Annotated in this window: 18 protein-coding genes; 9 read left to right on the top strand and 9 right to left on the bottom strand. The window is 63.1% G+C overall.

Annotation, left to right across the window (positions count from 1 at the left end; all coding sequences use genetic code 11):
- Window positions 1-57: 57 nt before the first annotated feature.
- The 3 genes from D5261_RS04545 to D5261_RS04535 all read right to left on the bottom strand — a co-directional run bounded on the left by D5261_RS04545 (window position 58) and on the right by D5261_RS04535 (window position 2,922).
- Window positions 58-1,263, bottom strand: coding sequence for a GntR family transcriptional regulator (locus tag D5261_RS04545; protein ID WP_165864110.1), 1,206 nt, complete (start codon window positions 1,261-1,263; stop codon window positions 58-60).
- A 171-nt stretch (window positions 1,264-1,434) separates the two neighbouring features.
- Window positions 1,435-2,613: a GntR family transcriptional regulator gene (locus D5261_RS04540; RefSeq protein WP_301002419.1), complete on the bottom strand. Its 1,179-nt coding sequence runs from the start codon at window positions 2,611-2,613 to the stop codon at window positions 1,435-1,437.
- 138 nt (window positions 2,614-2,751) lie between these two features.
- On the bottom strand, window positions 2,752-2,922 hold the full coding sequence (locus tag D5261_RS04535) for a hypothetical protein (RefSeq protein WP_165864108.1): 171 nt from the start codon (window positions 2,920-2,922) through the stop codon (window positions 2,752-2,754).
- Between D5261_RS04535 and D5261_RS04530 the strand changes: the two genes are divergently transcribed.
- A complete protein-coding gene (locus D5261_RS04530; RefSeq protein WP_165864107.1) occupies window positions 2,906-6,274 on the top strand; it encodes a glycoside hydrolase family 2 TIM barrel-domain containing protein in 3,369 nt (1,122 codons plus the stop codon). The genes D5261_RS04535 and D5261_RS04530 overlap by 17 nt on opposite strands.
- Window positions 6,275-6,441: 167 nt before the next feature.
- Here the strand turns inward: D5261_RS04530 and D5261_RS04525 are convergent, their stop codons facing one another.
- Complete coding sequence (locus D5261_RS04525) at window positions 6,442-9,072, bottom strand: alpha-galactosidase (protein WP_119320887.1); 2,631 nt, start codon at window positions 9,070-9,072, stop codon at window positions 6,442-6,444.
- A 440-nt stretch (window positions 9,073-9,512) separates the two neighbouring features.
- Here D5261_RS04525 and D5261_RS04520 point away from each other — a divergent pair, with 440 nt between their 5' ends.
- The 3 genes from D5261_RS04520 (at window position 9,513) to D5261_RS33360 (ending at window position 12,658) form a co-directional block, all read left to right on the top strand.
- Window positions 9,513-12,053 carry a SpoIIE family protein phosphatase gene (locus D5261_RS04520; protein ID WP_165864106.1) on the top strand — a complete coding sequence of 847 codons (2,541 nt, stop codon included), beginning with the start codon at window positions 9,513-9,515 and terminating at the stop codon, window positions 12,051-12,053.
- Between the two features lie 81 nt (window positions 12,054-12,134).
- Window positions 12,135-12,266, top strand: coding sequence for a ribbon-helix-helix domain-containing protein (locus tag D5261_RS04515; RefSeq protein WP_218025560.1), 132 nt, complete (start codon window positions 12,135-12,137; stop codon window positions 12,264-12,266).
- A gap of 110 nt (window positions 12,267-12,376) precedes the next feature.
- A complete protein-coding gene (locus D5261_RS33360; protein ID WP_119320885.1) occupies window positions 12,377-12,658 on the top strand; it encodes a type II toxin-antitoxin system RelE/ParE family toxin in 282 nt (93 codons plus the stop codon).
- A 91-nt stretch (window positions 12,659-12,749) separates the two neighbouring features.
- Here D5261_RS33360 and D5261_RS04510 read toward each other — a convergent pair whose 3' ends face one another.
- Both D5261_RS04510 and D5261_RS04505 read right to left on the bottom strand, forming a co-directional pair.
- On the bottom strand, window positions 12,750-13,979 hold the full coding sequence (locus tag D5261_RS04510; RefSeq protein ID WP_119320884.1) for a hypothetical protein: 1,230 nt from the start codon (window positions 13,977-13,979) through the stop codon (window positions 12,750-12,752).
- Window positions 13,976-15,823 (bottom strand): hypothetical protein, encoded by a 1,848-nt coding sequence (locus D5261_RS04505; protein ID WP_125205918.1) that lies wholly within the window; start codon window positions 15,821-15,823, stop codon window positions 13,976-13,978. The genes D5261_RS04510 and D5261_RS04505 overlap by 4 nt, the downstream gene beginning before the upstream one ends.
- Window positions 15,824-15,943: 120 nt before the next feature.
- On the opposite strand from D5261_RS04505, the gene D5261_RS04500 reads away from it, so the two are divergent.
- The 5 genes from D5261_RS04500 to D5261_RS04480 all read left to right on the top strand — a co-directional run bounded on the left by D5261_RS04500 (window position 15,944) and on the right by D5261_RS04480 (window position 20,461).
- Window positions 15,944-16,468, top strand: coding sequence for a glycine cleavage system transcriptional repressor (locus tag D5261_RS04500; protein WP_119320882.1), 525 nt, complete (start codon window positions 15,944-15,946; stop codon window positions 16,466-16,468).
- 6 nt (window positions 16,469-16,474) lie between these two features.
- Window positions 16,475-16,981, top strand: a complete 507-nt coding sequence (gene def, locus D5261_RS04495; RefSeq protein WP_119320881.1) for a peptide deformylase — start codon at window positions 16,475-16,477, stop codon at window positions 16,979-16,981.
- Between the two features lie 31 nt (window positions 16,982-17,012).
- Complete coding sequence (gene hemC, locus D5261_RS04490) at window positions 17,013-17,894, top strand: hydroxymethylbilane synthase (RefSeq protein ID WP_119320880.1); 882 nt, start codon at window positions 17,013-17,015, stop codon at window positions 17,892-17,894.
- Between the two features lie 91 nt (window positions 17,895-17,985).
- Window positions 17,986-19,569 carry an L-aspartate oxidase gene (gene nadB / locus D5261_RS04485; protein ID WP_119320879.1) on the top strand — a complete coding sequence of 528 codons (1,584 nt, stop codon included), beginning with the start codon at window positions 17,986-17,988 and terminating at the stop codon, window positions 19,567-19,569.
- A gap of 97 nt (window positions 19,570-19,666) precedes the next feature.
- Window positions 19,667-20,461, top strand: a complete 795-nt coding sequence (locus D5261_RS04480; protein ID WP_119320878.1) for a transglutaminase-like domain-containing protein — start codon at window positions 19,667-19,669, stop codon at window positions 20,459-20,461.
- Between the two features lie 242 nt (window positions 20,462-20,703).
- On the opposite strand, the gene D5261_RS04475 is transcribed toward D5261_RS04480, so the two are convergent.
- The 3 genes from D5261_RS04475 to D5261_RS04465 form a co-directional block, all read right to left on the bottom strand.
- Window positions 20,704-22,776, bottom strand: a complete 2,073-nt coding sequence (locus tag D5261_RS04475; RefSeq protein ID WP_119320877.1) for a hypothetical protein — start codon at window positions 22,774-22,776, stop codon at window positions 20,704-20,706.
- Between the two features lie 21 nt (window positions 22,777-22,797).
- Entirely contained in the window at window positions 22,798-23,658 is an 861-nt protein-coding gene (locus D5261_RS04470; protein WP_165864104.1) for an HDOD domain-containing protein, read from the bottom strand.
- A 213-nt stretch (window positions 23,659-23,871) separates the two neighbouring features.
- A complete protein-coding gene (locus D5261_RS04465; RefSeq protein WP_119320875.1) occupies window positions 23,872-24,099 on the bottom strand; it encodes a hypothetical protein in 228 nt (75 codons plus the stop codon).
- Window positions 24,100-24,182 lie beyond the last annotated feature (83 nt).

The following is a 24,182-nucleotide window of genomic DNA, read 5'->3' as shown; positions in this document are numbered from 1 at the left end:
ATGGGCCAATGATACTCAAGGGGTTTGGATCCAGTGAGCGTTGAAGATGAAGCCCGATTAGCTCGCCGGATTGAAATTAGGCTCGGGGGTGCTTTCGCGGATGGTCATACGAGCTGGGAGTTCAATGAACTCGGCTGTAGTGGATGGGTTTTCGAGATGGCGGAGCAGCAGCTGCGCGGCCCGGACGCCAATCTCCTCGAAGGGCTGCGCCATCGTCGTCAGGCCCAGGCCGCCAGGCAGCGCTGGCACGACATCGTCGAAGCCGGAAATGGCGACATCGTCCGGAACCGACAGGCCCAGAGTGCTTAACCGTGAGGCGACATGGAGGGCGCTGTAGTCGTTGACGCACACCGCCGCCGTGGGGCGCTCGCCCTCGGGCAGGCGGAACACGGCTTCGAAGATCGGCCAGGGATCGTCTTTGTCGCCGCCCAGCGGGGTCGTGACAACCAGTTCGGCCGCTCCGGCGCCGCGTACGGCTTCGATATATCCGTGCATCCGCTCCTGCACGGGATGGATCGGATCGTTTTCCGTAACATAGGCGATGCGTCGATGCCCCTGACGCAGCAAGTGGGAGGTCATCTCGAACATCGCCTGGTAGTTGTTCACCCCGACGAAGTTCACGTCATCGCCGCCGACCGTGCGGTCGAGCAGAACGACTGGAATGCGCTGGCTGATCTGCTTCACCAGGTCGCGGTTCGTACGATACGTGTAAGGATAGAAAATGACGCCGCCAAACCCGTGGTCCAGCGCGTAATGGAGATAAGCGGCCTCGCGCTCCGCTGTTTCCTCGCCCTCGGGGCGGCGGCTTAAATCGAGAAAAACGGCGTGATAACCGGCTTCGGCGAGCTGATCGTTGACGCTCCAGAAGATCCGAGCCTGCGCCGTGCCGGCGCGCTCCAAGCCGCCGGCGCCATGCCACATAATCAAGGCGACCAAACTGGAGGAGGGCAGGGTGGACTTAGGGCGTGCGACTGCGGCGCCGGTCGCCTGCGTGTCTTCGCCTGGCTGCCCGACCACAGGGCGGCAATGCGGTTTCTGCGAGATCATTCCCTCGCGCACCAGCTCGTCGATCGCCGCGCGGATGACACGGCGGTGGACGCTGAGGTCCTCCGCGAGAGCGCGCTCTGTCGGCAGGAATTCGCCGGTGCTGTAAAAGCCGGATTCGATGCGCTCGCGCAAAGTCGCGGTCGCCCGCAAAGATCCCCGCGTGAGCGTGGGCGGAGCGGCTGTGGTGCTGGTAGCGTCAAACGTCTTGATGTTCATAAGCGAAACGCCAAAAAGTGCTCGTAATCGACGGTAAATACAGGGCGCGCCGCGAACGCGGCGGATTCCCTCATATTGTACCATCGATTCTGCTCCATCATAGCGACGCTAAGGCGCGCCAGCGCGATGGAGCCAAAAACAATTTAGGACGACGCAGAAACCAAACGGGGATCAATCCGCGCCGGGAGTGAGTTCGGGGGTGCTTTCGCGCAGCGAGATTTGGGCGGGCATTTCGATGAATTCGGCGGGAATGGAGGGATTGTCGAGACGGCGGAGCAGCAGCTGCGCCGCGCGCTGGCCGATCTCTTCGTAGGGCTGCGCCACCGTCGTCAGGCCCAGGCCGCTGGGCAGCGCCTGGATAATGTCGTCGAACCCCGATAGGGCGACGTCTTTGGGGATCGAAAGGCCGAGACGCTGAAGATATTCGGCCAGCTTCACGGCCGTGTAGTCGTTGAAGCACGCCGCCGCCGTGGGGCGCTCGCCTTCGGGCAGGCGGAACACGGCGTCGACGATCCGCCATGGCTCCTCCGGATTGTCGGTAGAGGGAATCGATACGACCATCTGGGGCGCGCCGGCGGCGCGCACGGCGGCAATGTATCCTTGGAGGCGGTCCTGTACGGGATGAATCGGCTCGTTCTTCGTGATATACGCGACGCGGCGATGCCCCTGACGCAAAAGCTGTGTGGTCATCTCGAACATCGCCTGGTAGTTGTTCACTCCGACGAAATTTGTCTCGACGCCGCTGACGACCCGGTCGATCGTGATCAGGGGGATATGCTGGCTGACCCATTTGACCAGCGTACGATTGCTGCGATAGGCGTAGGGGTAGAAGATGACGCCGCCGAAACCATGATTCACCGCGTAATTGAGATGCGCGGCTTCGCGGAGCGCGTTCTCCTCTTCGGCGCCGGGATTGCGTCCCAGATCCAGGAAGACGGCGTGATAACCGGCTTCGGCAAGCTGATCGTTGACGCCCCAGAAGATCCGAGCCTGCGCCGTGCCGGCGCGCTCCAGGCGGCCGCCGCCATGCCACATGATCAGCGCGATCAAATTGGACGCGGGAAGCGCGGGGCCTTCCTTGTCCGGCGTCGACATTCGTGTCTCTGCCGGCCGGCCGACCACGGGGCGGCAATGCGGTTTCTGCGAGATCATCCCCTCGCGCACCAGCTCGTCAATCGCCGCGCGGATGACACGGCGGTGGACGCCGAGATCCTCCGCGAGCGCGCGCTCCGTCGGCAGCCAATCTCCGGTCCCATAAAAACCCGACGCGATGCGCTCGCGCAAGGTCGCTGTCGCCCGCAGAGCTCCGCGTGTCAATGCGGGCGGACCAGAGGGAATCGCAGTGTTCAACGCATGAATTTTCATTGCATCCGCGCCATTCTTGATCATAGTCTTGCACTCGCCGGCGGTGATGGCTCATCCCGGGCTTTGCGCTATTGTACCACTAATTCCCTCTGAATAGAGATAAAGTCTCTTGGGAGGTCCCATTTATTTCATTTTGGATCCAAAAAATGTGCGATTTTCGGCTGATACCATTTTGGATCCATTAGTGATATAATGTTTGAGTGCGCCGCCGCGCGCCGCCGAAAGGACAATCATGATCAGATCCCGGTTCTTGTCGAGCACCCTGATGATGGGCGCATTGGCCATTTCTTCCATTGCATTTTCCTCCACCGCATTTGCGTCATCGGTGACGCCCGCGCGTCTTCCGCTGCCGCTTCCGGGAGATACTCCTCTTCCGCCCGACCGGCTGCGCGCCGCCAACCCCTGGAATTTGCCGATGAACGGCCTTTGGAAATTTCAGCTGACGCGCGGGCAGGTCGTGGACGGTCGTTTCGCGCGGTCGTCGGTCGACGCCATCGGCTTCCGCGTTTCCGGCAGCCAGGGCGGCAACACGCCGGAGAACGCCTTTGACGGAGATCCGAAAACGCGCTGGTGCGCCCCGAACGGCGACTTCCCGCAATGGATCCAGGTCGATCTGAAGCAGGAGCGGACTGTCAGCGCCGTGAATTTGCTCTGGGAGCGCGATACGGAAACGTATCGATGCAAGGTGGAGGGCAGCGCGGATGCGCGCGTCTGGACGCCGCTGTCGCAGCCTTCCACGGCGGAAGGCGCCGGCGTGGGAAATGGGACGCTGGCGATCACGCCGCGCGCCGTGCGATACGTGCGCCTGACAGTGCTTGGGACCACGGGGACCGGCTGGGCTTCCCTATACGAGCTGGGAGTCCAGTACAAAGACGACCAGGGAAACCTGGTGACCTGGCGGCCTGGCGCGCCGGATCTGTCGCCCCCGCCGCACGCCGACGATTTCGTGCAGCCCGACTACGACGATCGAAAGTGGGACAATCTTCAAACGCCGTCCAACTGGGAAATGGCCGGATATTCGATCCCCACCTACGACGCCGTGGACGACGCCGTGGGACAGTACCGGCGCTGGGTGACCGTCCCCGCGTCCTGGGCGGGACGCAAGATCATCTGGCGGTTCGACGGCGCGTTCAACGGCGCCGAGATCTTCGTCAACGGCCGCAAGGCCGGCTATCACGAAAGCGGCTATACGGCGTTTGACGTCGATCTGACCGGTCTGGTGAAGCCCGGCCAGCGCAACCTGTTCGCCGTGCGCCTCAGCAAGACCACGCCGTCTTCCGAGTGCGAAACGGGCGACTATCAGTCCCTCGGCGGCATCTACCGGGATACATCGCTGATTGCCGCGCCCAAAACCCACGTCTCCGATATTACCGTGCGGACGCCTCTGACCAACAACTACCAGGACGCCACTCTGGACGCCTCGGTGAGCGTCGAGGGCGAGCCGGGCGCCACGGTGCAGTTATCCGGAATCCTGACCGACGCCGCCGGCAACCCAACTTCGGTGCGCCTCTCCGGAACGGCGCAGATTGGGGCCGACGGAACGGGCGCCGTGGCGCTGTCCGCGCCGGTCACAAGCCCGCGTCTCTGGTCGGCCGAGAAGCCGGCGCTCTACTATGTGGTCCTGAACCTCACCCAGAACGGCAAGAGCGTCGAGCGCGTCGAACAGCGCTTTGGGTTCCGTCAGGTCACGATTCAGGACAACGTCGTGCTCTGGAACGGCAAGGCGATCAAGACGACCGGGATTTGCCGCCACGACTTCTGGGCGGACAAGGGGTTCGCGCTGACCGACAAAGAGTGGAGCCAAGACCTGACGATGATGAAGGCGGCGAACATCAACGCCATCCGGACCTCGCACTACAACCATGCGGCGCGATTTTTGGAGCTCTGCGATGAGAAGGGGATGTATATCCTCGACGAAGTCCCGTTCTGCTGGATCGACGACCATGTGAAGGACCCCAAGTTCAACGCGCCCCTGCTGTCGCGCGCCGCGGACACGGTCGGCCGGGATAAGAACCGCGCCTGTGTGCTGGCGTGGAGCCTGGGCAACGAGAACCCGGTCGGGCCGAATACCCAGGATGTTTTCGATCTTGTCCAGAAGCTCGATCCGACACGCCCCGCCTTCGCCTCCGGCGCGGGACCGTGGGATGTCAAAGGACAGCCGATTCGCGACACGCATTATCCCGGCCCGGACTTCTTCCAGCATTACATTGACGTGGATTCCGCCAAAGCGCCGCTTGTCGTCACCGAGCACCCGCATACCTTCTACTCGAAAGAGCAGCAGGAGTACGATCCCGGCATTTCCGATCTCTGGTCGGAAACGCTGATCAAGACCTGGGATATCCTCTGGAAGCAGCCGAAGATCCTGGGATCGTTCATCTGGGAGTGGCAGTGTCAGGGAATCGCGGACAAATTCCCCGACCACGAGACCGAGTTCTATTACGGAACCGACCACATGCGTCAGGAGAACAACAAGGGGATCGTCTCCGCCTACCGCGTTCCCAAACCGGAGTTGTGGATCGTCAAGAACGTGTACAGCCCCGTCGTCGTCGGAGCGCGCACGATCAATCCCGCCGGAGGCGTATGCACGGTTCCGATCACGAACCATTACACCTTCACGGATCTCAGTGAAATCACCTGCCGCTGGACGGTGCTGGACGGCGACAAGGCCCTCAAGACGGGAACCCTCAAGCTCTCGTGCGCGCCGATGCAGTCGACCGATGCAAGCTTCCCGGCGCTGGACGGCATGACCGCCCTGCGCCTGCAATTCCTGCGCGCCGATGGAACGGAGATCACATCCTCGCGCCTCCTCGTGACTGGGACGCCCAGCCCCGCCGCTCCGCCGGCGCTCAGCAGCGGCGCGACGCTCGCCACAAACGACGCTTCGGACACGCTCAGCGTCACGAATACGCTCCAGAGCGTCGTCTTCGACAAGCACACCGGCATGATCCAGAAATGGACCGTAAACGGCCGCGATCTGATCGCGTCCGCTTCGGTTCTGAACTTCGGAGAATCCAAAAAGGCGCGCGGCGACGGCTTCTACCGCGCTCCGCAGCCGCCGGCGACGCAGAATGCTTCCGTGACTGCGGCCGCGCAGTCAAACGGCGCCGTGCGCGTGACGGTCGCCTCGCAGGTCGTCTCCAAGGCCGGCGGCGACAATCTCGCCAAGCTGACGACGGTCTACGACATCCAGCCGAACGCCGAGATCTCCGTCGCCTGGACCCTGGACTGGACGGCCGCCGCCACCGAGCTCTGGGAAGCGGGCCTCAGCATCCCGGTCGCGCCCTCCCTGTCGGAAATGCGCTGGAGCCGCGATGCGTACTTCACGGATTATCCGAAGGGAAATTTGGGTGAGCCGGCGGGCGAATGCCATGCCGGGGACACGCGGTTCCTCGCGTCCAAGTCGAGCCTGCACTGGCTGACCCTGACGGGAGCCGACGGCGCGGGCGTCGCCCTGCTGCGCGGCGACACGCCCCTCGTCGGCCGCGCCCGCTCCGCCTCAGGCGGCGTCACGCTGCTCGCAAGCTCCCGAATCGCGGCGTCCGGCCCGGACGATCTGAGCCGGTCGTGGATGCGAGATCACGAGATCGAAGTCGGACCAGGGAAACCCCTGACCGGAGCGTTCGTGCTGCGCGCGGTAGGAAAGTAGAAAAAGGCCGGACGGAGCAGAGGCCCTCACCCCCCGGCCCCCTCTCCCAATTCTAGGAGAGGGTTAGGAGTAAGATATTGGATCAAAGATCCAAATCGAAAAACTCCCTCTGACTCCCCCTCTCCCAAAATTGGGAGAGGGGGCCGGGGGTGAGGGCCCCTCCTGTCCTATTCCTCCGCCACCTCCACCACCACGCTGTCATGTGTCTTCGACACCGGCAGCGCCAGCCCCGTCTTCATGAGCGTCTCGCCGTCGATCGTCTGGCCGTTCTGCGCCAGCTTGGATGCCACGCCCTCGCGCAGGTTGCGCTCGCGGATCGTGTAGCGGCCCGTGGGGTTCAGGCCCTGGAGCGCGACCGTGGGCGCGTCGCCGTCTTTCATCTGGTACGCGAAGAGGACGGCGCGCTTTTTGTCGTCGCTGACATACATCAGCGTCGAGCGCGTTCCTTCCAGCGGCGACTGCAATCGATAGATATCCCCGAACTGAACGATGTCGCGCAGGGAATCGTAGGTCTGGACGGCGGCGGCCGCGAAGCGGCGGTCTTCCGGTGAGAGCTTGTCGATGTCCACATCCATGCCCAGGCGGCCGCTCATCGCGACGTCGAAGGCGAACTTCAGGCCCGCCGAGCCGGCGGTCGTCACATGGCACGCCTGCGCGATGGCCGGATAGAACTGCGAGTACGCCCACTGGATCATCACGCGGTTGTCCGGGTTGGTGTTGTCACTGGGCCAGAACTCATGGGCGAAGCGCAGCGCGCCGTAATCCGTGCGGCCGCCGCCGGAGGAGCACTGCATCAGCTCGACATTCGGGTGCCGGGCCTCCAGGCGCGCGAAGATATCGTAGAGCGCGCGGACATACTCAATCCATAGATGCGACTGCTCGTTGGCGGGCAGGTACGGCGAGCCCGGCTGCGCGACGCCCCGGTTGCAGTCCCACTTGATGTAGGAGATACCGGGGTTCTGCGTGAGCAGGTCGTCCACCATGTGGAACGCGAACTCGCGCACGGCGGGACGCGTCAGATCCAGCGTCAGCTGGTTGCGCTCGAACTTGAGATCGCGCTTGGGCTGGCGGATCACCCAATCGGGGTGCTTCTCAAACAGCTCGCTCTTGGGGTTCACCATTTCCGGCTCCACCCAGATGCCGAAACGGATCCCGCGCGCCTTCGCCTGATCGGCCAGATAGGTGATCCCGTGCGGCAGCTTGCTGTGCGTGACTTCCCAGTCGCCCAGGCCCTGCGTGTCGTCCTTGCGTGGATACTTGTTGCCGAACCAGCCGTCGTCCAGCAGGAACAGGTCCATGCCGAGCGATTTGGCGCCGTCGAACAGCGAGACCAGCTTCTTCTCGTCGAAGTCGAAGAAGGTCGCCTCCCAGTTATTCAGCAGGGTAGGGCGAAGCTTGTCGCCGTCGCGCATGCCGTACGCGCGTCCCCAGCGATGGAAGTTTCGGCTCAGTTCTCCCTTGCCCGAGCCGCTCCAGCTCCAGATCATCGACGGCGTCACGAACGGAGTATTGGGCTTAAGGTGATATTCCGACGCGTACGGGTTCATGCCGCACAGGGCGCGCAGCCGATTGCGCTGGTCGACCTCGAAGGCGAACTGGAAGTTGCCCGACCACGCGAGCGCGCCGCCGATCACTTCCCCCGAATCTTCTTTCGACGGGCCGCCGGCCGAGAGCAGGAACGTGGGGTTTCGCGCCAGTTCCGTGCGCATGCCGTACTTGCTGTCCAGGATCTTGACGCCCGAGTCCAGCTTCGTCTCCGAAACGTTCATTTCGTTGGCCCAGTCGCCGTGATACTGGGTCAGCCAGTAATCGCCCGGCGCGAAGACGGGGCTGCAAGAAGCGAAGTTATAGAGCGTGACTGGCTTCGACTCTTCGTGGCGGATCTCGGTCCACGTCTCAATGACGTCTTCTTTTTGATAGGCCTTATAGAAGAGCGTCACGAAGAGCGGATACTCCGGATCCTTGAGCTCGATCTGCGTCTGTGTGACATTGGAATCGATCGCTTTGGTCGTGGAGCTGACGAACACCAGATCGGTCGAGGTGTTGCCGTCCGCGTGCGTCACGCGCAGGGCCGGCTCGCCGACCGGACCGTCGCCCGCCGGAGGATAGTACTCCATCGGGGCGTTGCCTGCGTCCGCAGCGGTGTTCGTCGCGGCGCCGTAGCGAATCTGGTTCAATTTCTTGTCGTCGCCAGGGAGGAGGACCAGCGCCGTGTGGGCGGTGGAGATCCAGATCTGACGGGGATCGTGTGTCATTGTCGGTTGTCCTGCCTTCATCTCAAAGCGCGCGTCGGCCCAGTCGCCGTGGTCGTAACCAGTTCCGTCGCCGCAGTCTAATATTTCCAATACGAGCGTCTTCGCTCCCGTCAAATCGAGATCGACGTTCTTTGCGGGGTCGCCAAATCGCATGACGCCGCTTCTCCAGCGGACGGCTCCATCCGCCGTTATCCGAAACTCGATCGAGCCCCGGCCCGCGCCCACTTCGTCGTCCACGCCGACGGTGGAAAGAAACCGGTTACACTGACCATTCAATTGAAACGCGGCGAGGCTGTTTGCGTGCGCTCCGACGCCGTGAGTGAATGTTCTGCCGCCGATTGTGAGAGGTTTCCCCTCGATCGATTTGCCGTGCATCGGAATGCCCCAGCCCGTTGTCATTGGACGCAGGTCCAGGTCTTCCATCAAGACGGAGCCGCCCGCTCCATCGGCCACGCCCGCAGCGCGCGCGTCCAAACTCGGCGGACAGACGAGGCCTGTCGCGAGCAGGACGGCGCCGGCGAACCGGCGCTTCCATAATTTCAAAGCATATTTCTCCCTTGGTCAATAATGGCCGGCGATGGGCGGCGCATAATGATTATGGCGCCAAAAAATCGTTTGTCGGCCGCCTCAGGTACAATCTTGTCTTAACGTCGCGCGCGTTCAAGAATAAACGGCAGGAATTCGCCTTACATTTTTAGACGAATGTATGGAATACTCAAGGAGAAACTGAGTGAAAGTCGGCTCGGACTTCTTCGTCGGCGCTCCGGATGCCGAGGATGCGGCTTCGGGCGTCCGCGCTTTCGAAACGCCGCTCTGCCCGCACCCGACGGCGGTTTGCATCCTCTGAAGGAGTATCTCGTTCAGGACGGCGACGTCCTCCCAGTGCGCTTCCAAGTTTAGCACACCCTGCGTGTTGTCTCTTACGGACTGTCGTGACGACCGGCAAGTACTCCCTAATCTTCCCGTATGAGGCCTGTGACGCTATGCCCAACCGACCGGCTCTAAATCCTGGCGGCGAACGACGTATCCTGATCGGACTGACGATCGTGACCAACGTTGCGCTGTTCGCTGTCGCCGGGATTCTGATGGCCGCTATTATCCCGCCGCGCGCAGCGTCCACGCTGCGCACGGACCTGCACTTCATGCTGATCATCGACGGGATCGCCGCGCTCGCGGCGATCCTGATCGCCCCGACGCTGCTGAACGCGCTGGAGCGCATGCAGCAGCGGGTCGGCCGGCAGAACGCGAAGTTCCGCGCCCTGCACGGGATCGATTCCGCCATCATGAAGGAAGACGCTCCCGATCGCGTGCTGCAAATGGCCGTCCGCCAGGCCACGATGGCGATGGACGGCGAGTACGGCGCCGCCTGGCTCTTCAGCGACGACGAAGCGTGCGTCCCCATCGCCCAGGCGTTTTACGGCCTGCCCGCCGGCCTGCATTCCCTGGTGCGGGAATGGATCTTTGAAAGCAGCCGCGACGGCGCCAATCGCCTGAAGACTCCCCAGCGCTTCCACTCCCTCAATCGCGAATGGGCCGTGGATTCCGCCGCCGCCGCCCTGCGCTTGGAAAGTATTCTGACTGCGCCTATTGTTAACAATGGCGAGGTGCTCGGCGTCGTCATGATCGCCAATCGCGGCGAGCTGTCCGGCGAAGGCCCGGGGTTTACCGAGGAGGACGAGGAGATCCTGACGGCTCTCGCCGCCACGGTCGGAATTGCCGTGACCAAATCGCGGATGATGGAGGAAGCGCGCCGGCGGGGCGAGATGCTGCGCACCCTGATCGGCCGCACGGGCGAGGCGATCGCCGCATCATCCGATTCCACACGCCTGATGCAGCTTTTCGCCGACGAAGCCGCCGGCATCCTCGGCTGTGTCCGCGTGGCGATCTACGAGTTCGACGATGGCCTGGATCAGTTTCTGCCGCTCGCCATCCACGATTCGCAATCACTCACCAAGGCGATGCGCGAATCGTTTTACCACCACACGCTCCAGATGGACGCGATCCTGCCGCCTTCGGAAGATGAGGAGCAGCCGCATCGGCACTATGTCGCCAATGTCTGTGACTCGCTCGGATTGAACGACAGCCTTTGCGACGTCCTTTCGCTGCCCGGATTTCTGTTCGTGCTGCGCTCCCGCGATCGCAGCCCGATCGGCATCCTGTGCTTTCTGGACGCCGAGCCGCGTCCCCAGTCCCCGGAATCGCACGCATTCGCGCGCGCCCTCTCGTCCCAGGCGTCGGTCGCGCTGGAGAACGCCCGCCTGGCGAAGCGCACCCACGCCCTGCTGGCTCAGGCCGAGGCGCTCCAGGAGGCGACCCATAAGATCGCGGCGGAGCTCGACCCCAACCGCGTTCTGGACGGCGTTATGGCCAGCGCCCGCCGGGTTCTGAACACCGACGGCTACGCGTTCTGGGTGCGCGATCCGCATACCGGCGCCTGGTCCACGCGCGCGCAGTTTGGGCTGACGTTTCCCGAAACGCTGGTCGGCCGCAATCCGCGCGAGGCGGAGGTGCTGGGCATGGTGATGCTGGAGCAGGCCGCCCAGGTCATTGGCAACATGGCGCACGCGCCGCTCATGCGCGCCTCCGAAAGCGAGCTGGATCGCGGCGCGCCGCGCGCGCTGCTGGCGCTTCCCCTGCTGTACGGCGGCAACACCGTGGGGGTGCTGGCGCTCTACTACCGCGCCGCCCGCACCTTCCTTCCGGCGGAGGTCAGCCTCGCGCAGAGCTTCGCGCATCAGGCCGCGAACGCCATGGAGAACGCGCGCCTGTTCGCCGAACTGCAAACGCTGTACGCCAAAGAAAAGCGCGCCGCCGAGACCATGCAGCTCAGCCTGCTGCCGCAGACGCCGCAGGTCATGGGCTCCTTTGAGTTTGCCTCCATCTATAAGGCCGGCCTCGACGAATCCGTCATCGGCGGCGACTTCCTGGATTTGATCCGCCTCAACCCCACCCACATGGGTATCGTGATCGCCGATGTCTCCGGCAAGGGCCTGCGCGCCGCCGTTCAAACGGCGATGATCAAATACACCCTGCGCGCCTTCGCTCAGGAAGACCCGACAAATCCAGCCGCCGTCGTCTCCCGCGTCAACGACGTCTTCTGCGCTGACTCCAGCGGCCTCCAGGGCTTTATCACCTTGTTCTACGGAGTTCTGGATGTCCTCACCGGCGAGTTCCGCTACGCCGTCGGTGGCCACGAGACCCCGCTCCTATGCCGCGCCAACGGCGCCGTATCGCCCCTGGAAGTCGGCGAGGGCATCGCGCTCGGCTGCCAATCCGGAATGTTCTTCGACGAACGCTCCGTCACGATCGGCCCGCTGGATTCGCTGCTGCTCTACACCGACGGCCTGACCGAAGCGCGCGACATCCACAACACCTTCCTCGGGATCGAGGGCCTACAAAAACTCCTCACCCCCGCCCCCGACGCCCGCGTCGCCGTCCACAACATCTACGACCGCGTCCGCCGCTTCGCCGGCGATGTTCTGCGCGACGACGCCGCGATGATGGTCATCCGGCGGAGTGAGTGATCTTTGTGATTTTGTCTTTCCTTTGGCGGATTTTGCCAAAAATTGCCAATTGAATGGTAAAATCGAGCAAGGAGGCGAGCCATGGCGACGATCAATATCTCTCTGTCCGAGTCGATGAAAGATTTCGTGGATGAACGCGTGACTGGAGGCGGATATTCTACGACGAGTGAATATTTTCGGGACCTCGTGCGCGAGGAATCAGAGGCGACGTGAGCAAGAGAAGCTAGAGAGGCTGCTACTGGAAGGGCTTGATAGCGGGCCATCCATAGAGGTTACTGAGAAATATTTGGAGCTTAAGAAGGCGCAGTTCCTTGAGCGTTTTCATGGGAAGGAGCGCAATGACTAGGCCAACTTTCGTCTCTCCCATGGCGGATCGTGATTTGGATGCGGCGGCGGATTATATATCCGAAGCATCTGAGGCTAATGTGGGGACGCGATTTTATGAGGCGTTTTACGAGACCCTTCGCTCGCTTTCTGAGATGCCTGAAGTCGGACGGATACGGTTTACCAGCCCGCATATGCCCGCGCCAATTCGCCAATGGCGTCGAAGTCGTCCGACTTCTACATGGAGCCAGAGATATCGATTCTCTCCTGTTGGAAAGTGATTGATCTTTACATCCATGTGAGAGTATTTGCGAATTTTGATAAGATCTGCTGGTGTTTATGGCCCTGCTGTACTTCGAAAGTCTTTGCAGGCTAGCGCCACACGGTCATCCCCGGCCATTTCCGATGTTCCCACCGTGCATAGTAGGCGCATTCGTTCTGGGTGATCTCCCTCGCTTCCATGTTTCGCAATCGTTCTTCGTGTGACGTTTCGAGAATGACCGCGCCGTAAAGCAAAATGAGAATGCTGGCGATGGGCCATGCAAGTCGGCCCATATGCTGCGCGAATGTGCGTGGCGTCGATGGTCTTTGCGCGACGCCGGCGATCAGGCAAAAGGCGGCGAGCAGGATCGGGGCGGCGGTCAGAACGAGGATACGAGCGATCATTGAGCCTTCGCTTCCATTGATCCTGGCGGCCTCTCGATCGTACCAGGATATGTAATTTGCGGAGGCGGCGAGAGATTTGGCTTGAATCGCCAGCATCAACCAGAGCGTGAGGGAAAGGGCAAGAATTGCGGCGCACTTCCAAGCGATCTTGGAAATGGGATTTCGCGGCGGCGTATGATCGTCCATCGTGAGGCGATTGGCGATGAGCGCTCCAATCAGTCCAAGGACGATCAGCCAGGCGATGTTTACGGATAATATCCAGCCGGCTATCCACAGTTTCGTGAGGTGATCCCAGGCAGGAGAAAGCGCCCACGTGTCGATCCCTTGAACGCGCAGGACGATCGATCGGGCGACTTCTCCGTTGGCTGCCTCTGTTTCGACTGCTGGAATATCTTGTTTGTGGCCGGTATGAGTGAGAAAGCGACAGTAAGCGGCAAGGCGTTGCTGCGATGCTTCGTCGCTATCTCCCGGAATTGCCGGCGCGCCGCCGGGCTGGATCATCGCGATGTTTGTGATCTCCACGCCCACCATGGCGCCGCGTGCGCTCCGGCTTTGCGCGCGCATCGAGCCGCCCCATTGCATCAATCTTCGCCGAATCCGCACCCCGTCGTTCGCGTGACCTGAGCGCTCGGCCTGTATGGCGCGGCGCACTGCCAGGCGCGCGGAGGCGAGGGACTTTGCGCTGTTAAGCGAATAAGAGCTGTTTGCGCTGGAAAGCGGAATGAGGGCGCTCTGCCGTTTGCCCTCTGTTTCGACACGCTCCCTTCCTTGAAGCTTTATCGCCAGCCTATCCAGCCCCCATAGATCGCCGCTGTACCTGACGACATGCAACGCGTGCGTACGTATAATCCACCCTGTTTGTGGGATCGCGAGAAGGACAAGCAAGGTCGCCGTCGCGATGGCGGGAAGGATCCAGCGGCGGCGCTCCCACTTCATGACTCGCTCTTAGGCCATTGGGTGACGCCGGGCCACGTTTGGTGGGCGCGCTGCGCGAGGTACTGCGGTTCGTTTTGCAGGATCCAATCGTTTTGCTGGCGCAGGGTGTGCTCGTCGCGCAGGATTCCCAGCACGCAGATTCCGTAGATCAAGACGCCGACGGCGGTGGTGGCCGCCGCGGACCGGGTGACGCTTCGGACAACGGCGACGGAGAGAGGGATGCGCCGGATGAGGCCGAGCACGGCGCTTACCAGGATGATTTCCAGCGGGATGGCGAACAGCAAGATTGGGTGATAAGGCTGCGGAGTCGTTCGCGAATCTTCGCCGGACATATCGAAGATCTGCTGGACCGTTGCGTTGGCTTCGCCCAGAGCTGTAACCTGGGTGATGACGATGACGCCGGTGATGCATGTGAAGGCGAATGCCGCTATGGCGTCGCGCGCGGCTTCGCCGAGAAATGAGCGTCGGCGGCGCAGACGCCAGAGGAGGGTGCCTGTGAGCAGCAGCGCGGCGCTCAGGGAGACGATGGGAAGTATGGACAGCCATTCGGAGGATGGGCTGAGCGTGGAGAGCGGCGGCCGCTGAGAAAGAGCGAAGACGCCGAGGAAGAGGCCGGTCCAGATGCCGGCGACGCGGCGGCGCGGCAGGGCGGCGGCGCGGCGTATTGCCGGCGATCGGCTCGCCAGGAAGGCGAGGACGCCGAGGGCCAGCGCCCAGACGGAATTGACGAGCATGCCGGCGCCCACGGCCCAGGAATCGCTGGCGTCGCGGAATGGCTGGAGCAGCGCCGAGCCGTGCGATTCGAAGGCGCGGTCGGTGATCGATCGCGCCGTCGTTCCCGCTTCGTACTCCGCGCGGATCGCCGGGATATCGCTGTTTAAGTGGCGGCTTTGCAGGAAGGCGCAATAGGCGTCGATACGCTCAGACGTAGGTTTCTGCTCGTCCTTGTCCGGGATGAAGGGGGCGCCGCCGGGACGATTGAGCGCCTCGCGGGTGAGCGCGATTCCGACGAGCGCGCCGATCGCGCTCTGGCTTTGCGCGCGCATCAGCCCGCCGATCTGCATGAGGTCGCGGCGGATCCGCGCGCCGCGCGCGGCCTGCCCGTGTATCTCCGCCTGCATGGCGGCGTATGTCGCCGTCCGCGTGACGGCCCGCAGGCGGGCGTAATGGGGAAACAGCGTGGACGCGAAGACCTCGGTTCGCACGATCTCGCTTTGCGGCCCGTTCGCCAGCTCTCGCTTCCGCATATTCCCCTGCACTTCATCCGTGTAATACTCACGCCACTGCGTCTTTTGGGCGGCTCGATGCACGGCGGCGAGGGCTTCGGGATCCCGATGCGCCGCGAACAGGCCGATCGCGCGCATCGCGGGGAAGTAGGCGTTGTCGGGATCCAGGCGCTCGCCATTCGCGGCGTCTCGGTCGAATGCGTCAAGGTCCGCCTGGGAGCTTGGGATTCGGCGAGGCTGGAATTGACCGGGCCCAGGCGGGGTCGCGCCTTCGATGTAGATCTGGTCGTCGCGATAAAGAGAGATCGGGCCCGCAGTTGCGTAACGCATGGTGTTGGCGTATAGCGAGGGAGTGTCTGGGAAACGCTGCTCCAGCGCCCGAGCCTGCCGCGTTTTCTGCGCCGCGTCGCCGCGCACCGAGGCGAGCTGCACCGAGTAGTCGCTTTTCGATTCAGGGATCGTGACATTCTTGTCCAGATCCCAAGGATTGCCCGGGCTGAAGACGTGCTTAATTTGAGCGCGCACGATCCAGCCCGTTTGCGGCGCGGCGAGCAGCGCAAGGCTGGCGAGGACGGCGGCGGCGGCGAGGACGTTGCTTAAGGTTCGGTGGATATTCACGGCTTGGCTCCCTCTGTCCTGATGGATCATAAACGCGAAACACGCGCGAAACGGTTCGCTTCCGTGGCTGACGGACGCCGGGTATAATAGCCCCAATAGTTTGCATTGCTGGGAGCGTCTATGAATTCCGTCGTTGTCATCACCGCCGTGGGCCAGGATCGGCCGGGCATCGTCGCCGCGCTGGCGAAGGCCATGTTCGATCTGGGCGGCAATCTGGATGACGCCACCATGACCCGTCTGCACAGCGCCTTCGCCACCATGGTTTCCGCGAGCCTGCCCAGCGACGTGAGCGTCGACGACTGCCGAGCGGCCCTCACGCCCGTGGCCCGCGAAATGGGCCTGACCGTCACCGTCCAGGAAGTGAGCGGCGAAGGCGGCGAGGAAACGCCGCCCGATCACCTGCTCACGGTTTACGGCGCGGACAAGGCCGGGATCGTCTATGAGGTCACGGCGCGGCTCGCCCAGCGCGGAGTCAATATCACCGATATGGACACGCGTCTGACGGGAGCGCCCGGTTCGCCGATCTATGTGATGGTGCTGGAAGTCGCCTGCGGCGACGCCGATCTCGCGGCCGAGATCGAGAGCCTGCGCAAAAACCTCGGCGTGGACATCACCGTGCAAAGCCTCGACGCGGAGGCGCTGTAATCTCTCATGCCGGCTTTTCCCGTCATTCTTTATCCCGATCCACGCCTCAAAATGGCCTGTGAATCGGTTGGCGTCGTGGACGACGCGGTTCGTCAATTGATTCAGGACCTGCTCGACACGATGGACGCCGGCCCGCCGCGCACTGTCGGCATCGCCGCCCCTCAGATCGGCGCCATGACCCGGGTCGCCATCGTCGATATCGGGCGAAACCCCAAGCACGAAGGTCTCGGCCACGGCTATCTCGCGCTCGTGAACCCCACGATCGTCGCCCACACCGGCGAGCAGATCGGCCGGGAAGGCTGCCTGAGCCTTCCCGACTACACCGCGAATATTCGCCGCTGGGAGCGCATCACCGTCGAGGCGCTGGACCCAAACGGCGCGCCGGTGCGTATCGAGTCTGAAGGCTTTGAAGCGGTGGTTTTGCAGCATGAGATCGACCATCTGGACGGGATTTTGTTTTTGGATCGAGTCGCGAACGTGAAGACGGATTTGTTTCAGAGGAGGAAGAAGTAGGGAATAGGGCCATCTCCTCACTTCACCCATTATGCCCAACCCAAAACTCATCATCGGTACGCGCGGGAGCGCGCTGGCGCTGACGCAAACCAATACCATCGCCGACGCCTTGCGGCGGGTGCATTTGGGGCTTGAGGTCGAGATCCGCACGATCAACACGCGCGGGGACGCCACGCAGGCGGCGAATGTGCCGCTGGCGTCCTTTGGCGAGAAGGGGATCTTCGCCAAGGAGCTGGAAACGGCGCTGCTGGACGGCGAGATCGATCTGGCCGTCCATAGCATGAAGGATCTCGCGCATACGATGCCGCCGGGATTGGTGCTGGCCGCCGTGCCGAAGCGGGAGGATCCGCGTGATGCGCTGATCGGTTCGACGCTGGATTCGCTGCGGCAGGGCGCGCTGGTCGGCACGGGGAGCGTCCGGCGGCGGGCGCTGTTCTCGTCGCGGCGTCCCGATTTGAGGTTCCTGGAGATACGCGGGAATATCGATACGCGGTTGAAAAAGCTGGAGGATGGGGGATATGACGCCATCTGTCTTGCCGCCGCCGGCCTGAAGCGGCTGGGTTTAGCCGACCGTGTGACGGAGTATCTGGACCCGGAGTGGTTTGTCCCCGATCCGGGGCAGGGCGCGCTGGCGCTTCAAACGCGGGAATCGGACGTGCAGGTGCGCGGGCTGCTGTCGGCGGTGAACGATATGGCGTCGTTTGTGACGACGCGCGCGGAGCGCGGGTTTCTGCGCGCGGTCGGCGGCAGCTGTCAAACGCCGGTCGGGGCGCACGCGCGCCATATCGACGGCGGACTGATGCTGCGCGCCATGCTCGTAGGGGACGATGGACTGATGCGCCGCGCGGAAGCGGGCGGCGCGCCGGGAATGGCCGAAGAACTAGGAGCGCGGGTGGCGAAGATGCTCCGCTGACGAACGCGGGCGGTCTTCCGCCCAGGGATGGAGAGGGGCGGTCTTTCGCCGGGAAGTGACCGACGCGACGCCGCGAGGGAGTGGTACACAGATGCAGCAATTCGATTATCTGGTGATCGGGAGCGGGAGCGCGGGGCTGAGCTTCGCGCTGCGGGTTTGCGAGAGCGGCAGCGTGGCCCTCATCACCAAAAAAGAACGCACGGACAGCAACACCAACTGGGCGCAGGGCGGCATCGCCGGCGTCATGGGGCCGGATGACGATATGGAGCTGCACGTGCAGGACACGCTCATCGCCGGCGCGGGGCTGTGCAACGAAGAGGCCGTGCGCGTTCTGGTCAATGAAGGCCCGGACAGTATCCGCGAGCTGATTTCATTTGGCGCGGACTTCAATCGCACCCCCGAAGGCGATCTGTCGCTCGGGCGCGAGGGCGGCCACTCCCGGCGGCGCATCATCCATACGGCGGACCTGACCGGCAAGGAAGTCGAGCATACGTTGGTGGAGGCCGTGCGGCGGCACTCCAACATCACGGTGCTGGAGCATCATTACGCTGTCGATCTTGTGGTGCAGGACGGACGCTGCTGCGGCGCTTACGTATTGGACGAAGCGACGGGCGAGGTCAGCCCCTATGTCGCGCGGGCGACGCTGCTGGCGACGGGCGGCGCGGGCCAGGTCTATCGGTTTACGACCAATCCGCCGATCGCCACCGGCGACGGCGTCGCCGTGGCGTGGCGCGCGGGCGCCGAGATCGCGAACATGGAGTTTATCCAGTTCCATCCGACATCGCTGTTCCATCCCGACGCCAAGAGCTTTTTGATCTCCGAGGCCGTGCGCGGCGAGGGCGGAATCCTGAGGCGCAAGGACGGAACGGCGTTCATGGTCGAGTACGATCCGGAGCGCAAGGATCTGGCGCCGCGCGATATCGTCGCTCGCGCCATCGACAGCGAGATCAAGAAGACCGGCGACGAGTGTGTCTATCTGGACGTGACCCATCTGTCGCCCGAGGCGATCAAAGATCACTTCCCAACGATCTACGCCCGCTGCCTTTCCTTCGGAATCGACATCACGACCGACTGGATCCCCGTCGTTCCCGCCGCGCACTACTCCTGCGGCGGCGTCACCACGGATCTGGTCGGCCGCACCAGCATCGCGCGTTTGTACGCCTGCGGGGAAGTCGCCAGCACCGGCGTGCACGGCGCGAACCGCTTGGCGTCCAACTCGCTGCTGGAGGCGCTGGTCTTCGCCAAACGCGCGGCGGCCGACGCGATGGAACGGACGCCGGCGTGGGACGACTGCGCCCCGGTCCCCAGCTTCGATTCCGGACGCAAGCGCACCGAACCAGTGGATCCGCACCAGCTGCGCTCGCTCCGGCATCGGGTGCAGACGGTCATGCAGAAATATGTCGGGATCGTCCGCACCGACGCCCGGCTGCAAAAAGCCTCGGACGCTATCGCCGTCCTGCGCGCCGAAGCCGACCCGCTCTTTTCACGCCTGATCCTCACCGACGAGCTTTTGGAGCTGCGCAATATGCTCACCGTCGCCGGCCTGATTATCTACTGCGCGCAGCAGCGCCACGAGTCGCGCGGGCTAAACTTCAATACTGATTACCCCGAAACGCTCGAAAGCGAGCGTCACGATACGAAGGTGAGGAAGGACGCCAGCGTCTCTCGCCTGTAGCCGTCCGTCAATGAGGTCGGATTTTTTGGAATTCCCGCCGCAAGGTTCGTGGATACGCTGATACGGGAAACATGGAAATCAAAGGACCGACCGAAACGTGAAAATTAAAATCCATTTTGAATGCGAATTACAGCTCGCCGCCGCCGCGCCAACCATATTACAGCTCGAAGCCGCCGACATTCCCGGAGCACAGAACATTGAATCGTCCTCTCTCAAGATTGAGCCGGACGTGCAGACCGAAGAGTTTCTGGATATCTATAAAAACCCCTGCCGCCGTCTGCTGATGCCCGCCGGCGATGTCCGGATCGAGTACAACTCCGTGGTGGAGCTGCCGGACAAGCGCGGCGCGTTTATCGAGCCCACGGAGCCCGATATCCTCCACCTGCCGACGGATATGCTCACCTACACGCTGCCGTCGCGCTACTGCCAGTCGGACAAGCTCGTGAAGATGGCGAACGACACCTTCGGATCGATCACGCCGGGCTTCGCGCGTGTCCAGGAGATCTGCAACTGGATCAACGAGAATATCACGTACCAGTACGGGACCTCGAATTCCGGCACATCCGCCTATGAGACCGCCGCCGAACGCGTCGGCGTCTGCCGCGACTTCGCGCACCTCGCCATCACCTTCTGCCGGGCGATGAACATCCCCGCCCGCTACGTCTCCGGCTACTGCCTCGGCCTCCAGCCGCCGGACCTGCACGCCTTCTTCCACGCCTACATCGACGGCCGCTGGGTCGTCTTCGACGCCACCGAGCGCCAGCCCCGCCCCGCCCTCATCCAAATCGCCGCCGGCCGCGACGCCGCCGACTGCGCCTGGAGCACGTTCTACGGGAACGGAAGCACGAGGTCGATGCAAGTGGATGTGACGGAGATTGAGGAAGAAGAGTGAGCTACCCCGTCCAACCCCTCCCTGGGCCAACCCACCCCGGCCCTTCGGGCCACCCCTCCCGCTGACGGGAAGGGTTATTTCAGAGCGGGTTATCGCAAGCGGCTTCTGTAAGAGGCAATCCTACCAACCCTTCCCGTCGGCGGGAGGGGTGGCCCGAAGGGCCGGGGTGGGTTTGACCCGAAGGCCGGGGGTAGGTAGGATTTGGGGCGCGCGAAGCCCCGCGGGGCGTCACTCGCAGCTCCTTACCGATCGACCGTAAAGATCCCTACGCGCGCCCAGTCTTCGCCGAGCAGGGGCGTCAGCGGCGTGTCGGCGTCGAGCGTGTCCGTGAGCATGTTTCGGGAAATCGGCTGTTTATTGTTTTTGTGGATGAGAACGCCTTCGACGTGAGGTGGGGCGAGGGCGATGACGAGGAGCTGGTCGTTGGCGCGGCAAACGAGCGGCAGGTAGTCGATCGGGTCGCCGTTGAGGGCGGTCACCTTGAGGAAGCTCGCGGTGGCGGCGTCGGGGGCGAATTCGCGCCAGCCGAGACGCAGGGTCAGGGCGTCGAAGTCCGTGCGGGCTTCGGGAACGAGGCTGCCGAGCGAGAGCAGGGCCGTGTGGTAAAGCATGGCGGCTCGCCAGGTGTCGAAGTAAGAGTCGCGCGGGATGACGCCGAGCGCGGCGAAGGCGTAACGCAGGTAGTCGGGGTCGGAATCCATGGCGTGCATCCAGAAACCGGCGCGCGCGCATTCGAACAGACCGGAATAGTGGCCGTCAGCGCTGAGGGTTGGGGAGCCGGCGCTCAGCGGCCGAATGCGCAGCCACGATCCCCATTCGCGGATCACCGTGCGCAGCTTGTCCGACGGCGCTTCGGAATCGAGCGCCAGCAGCGACTGGATCACCTGGGCGATATCCACCGGCGAGATTGGTTCGTGGTGGGGCATCCATTCCTGGATGAGATAGTTCGCGGTCCGGCGGGCGGCTTTGATAAAGACTTCGTTCTGCGTGGCGTGGTAGGCGAGCACCATCGCCTGGATCGCCTGCACGCCGTCCAGCGCCGTTGGAGCGCCAAATACCTTGCCGTCTTCCGGCAGCCCGAGCGTGGCGTGGACCGTCTCCCCGTTGTAATAATCCTCGGAGTTTTGTTTGAGTATCAGCCACTGGCAGATGTTGAGGCCGGACTGCTTGAACAGCGGCTCGCCGGTGGCGCCGTGCAGCAAAAAGAGCGCGCGCGCCATGCGCGCGTTGGCGGCGATCCCGTGTGTCGGCGCGCCGTTCGCATCGGAAAAGCCGTCCTTGCCCCGGCAATCCCAGAACGCCCCCTTGTTCGGCTCGGGCTCTCCCGCGCGTCCCATCACCTGAAAGTCCGTGGCGAATCCGGTCGCGCCGAAGCGCACGAGGCGCGATATGCGGTCGTCGGGATGAATCCGTCCCCAATTCCAGAGCGCGTGCAGCCCTTCTAACGAATAATGGGGAAAGCCGGCGCAGAAGATATCCTGATCGGGCGCCGGCGGCCGAAGGTAAAGGCGCTCGGTTCCGATGACGGCGTGCGCTTCGGGCGCCAGCAGCGCCTCCAGAGTCTGGTGAGGCGCCAGCGGCTGAAGGGGCGCGACGGGGTGAAGCTGCGTGTCGGCGATGCGCGCGTAGTGGCTGGCGAGCAGGCGGCGCGCCTCCTGGGGCGACGGCGTCTCCGCGATGTCCATCGCGAACTTGATCGGCTTGCCGCCGCCCATGGGGAACGAGTACATCGTCGCCATGAAGTTATTGCGGTTTTCGTCCCACGCGCCGTCATCGTCCACGCTGCTGAGCATGACGAAGCTGGCGGCGTATTTGTTGTAAGCCGAGCGGGCGACGACGGCGCAGTGTCCGCGCGCGGCGGCGGCCGGCAGCGACCAGACTTCGGGTTTGTAGAGCGGCGTGTGCAGATGCAGGCTGAGCTGGCCGTCGCGCCTCGGCGTGGCGCGAATGCGCATTTCTGCCAGAAAGCCGTTATGATCGGCGTCCTGCGGCTTCCACAGCATTTCCCAGGAGACCGTTCCCCCTTCGAGGCCGACCTTGCGCTCGCCGCCGAAGGCGACCGCGCCGCCGCGCCGGGATTCGTGCCAGCCGATCGTCAAGGGGTATGTTTCGCCCTTGAGCGTGACCGACGCGAGCGGCCGCATCGCGGTCGTGTCGATCAGCAGCGCCAGCACGCGCCCGCCCCGGCCGCGCGCGGAAAGCTCCATCTGCCATGTCGGGCTGCCGTCGTGCCCGGATGGCGTGAACGACACCCAGAGGGCGCTCTTCTTCGCCAATCGATACGAAACCGATTCCTGAGTGACGGCAGTGGTCAACGTCGTGGTCGCTCCTGATTCTTAGACCGACGCCGCGATGCTGGCGAATGCTTCGATCTCCAGGCGCTTGGCGTGCAGGGCGTCGCGCAGATCATAGAGCGTCGATTCGTTCATGCTGAAGTATTCCAGGACCTTGGGGTCGACCTCGCGGATCATCAGGTCGCCGCCGTTGCCGATATTGGCGCGGTGCGTCAGGATGTTCGCCAGATAGACGATGCCCGCCAGATCGAAGGCGTACTTGGCGCGGGTGGGGTGGTGGTGGTACTCCACCGCCTCCACGAGCTGCGTGGGCAGGCCCCAGCGCGAGATGACCCAGGCGCCGAACGACGGGTGCGCCAGACCGATCGTATGCTGCTCGGCGTCGTAGATCGAGACATTCTTGTCATGCACGGTTTGGACGATCGTCAGCAGGCTGCTGGGCAGGTAGCGGGCGATCATGACCTTGCCGACATCGTGCAGCAGGCCGGCGGTGAACGCCTTTTCCGAGTTGGGGTATCGCACGCGCTTGGCGAAGAGCTTCGCGGCGGTTGCGGTCGCCACGGAGTGCTTCCAAAGCGCGGGCATGTCGAACCCGGTGCCGGAAATCCGAAACATATCGAAGACCGCCGCCGAAAGCAGCGCGTTCTTCAGCGTCGCGAAGCCCAGGAGCGTGACCGCCTGCGGGATGCTGGTGATCTTCTGCCGAAACCCGTAAAACGGGGAGTTGGCGAGCTTGAGGACTTTGGTGGCCATGCCGGGATCATTTTGGATCACGCGGGCAAGATCGGCCGCCGAACACAACGGATCCTCGATCATTTGCATGACGTGCAGGACGCTTGCCGGCAGCGTCGGCACATCCGTGACCTTCGCGAGTATTTTATCCAGGTATTCATGTCGAGTCATGAAACGCACTCCATTCGTCATCGCTCCGTAGGAAATTACGAAGACACAATCGATGATATTATCGGCAGGCGAGTACGAATACCGGAGCGGAATTTGAAGGCGCACACACAAAAACAAGTGGCCGCCCAGAGATCTGGGCGGCCACTTGAAGAAAACATCACCTCATTCATTCCCTGTAATGAGCTTTCCCAGGGAATAAACGAGTGGACGCGATTAGCTTGTGATAGCGCTGGTTTGCGTGATTTTGGCGACTTCCGCCTGAATCTCGCTCAGTTCCTGCTCGGACGTCATGGCGTTTTCGAATAGCCGGACGCTCTCGGGCAGGAGCGCAAATCCGTTGATGGAGATGTCTGATGCAACTTGCCGTCGCAGCCGGCGGAGCTCCTTGCGGCGCTCGATGGATGCGACCGGGTAGTTGAAAAGTGCTGCGTTTGCTTCCACTGGTGATCACCTTGTCCTTAAACGACTTGCACGAAAGAAGAGATATACAACAAGCGGGCCGAGACCCGCGCTATTTTCTTGGT

The sequence above is a fragment of the Capsulimonas corticalis genome (assembly GCF_003574315.2).
Classification (GTDB): Bacteria; Armatimonadota; Armatimonadia; order Armatimonadales; family Capsulimonadaceae; genus Capsulimonas; species Capsulimonas corticalis.
The sequence above is the reverse complement of the archived record's forward strand: the minus strand, read 5'-3'. Positions and strand labels throughout refer to the sequence as shown.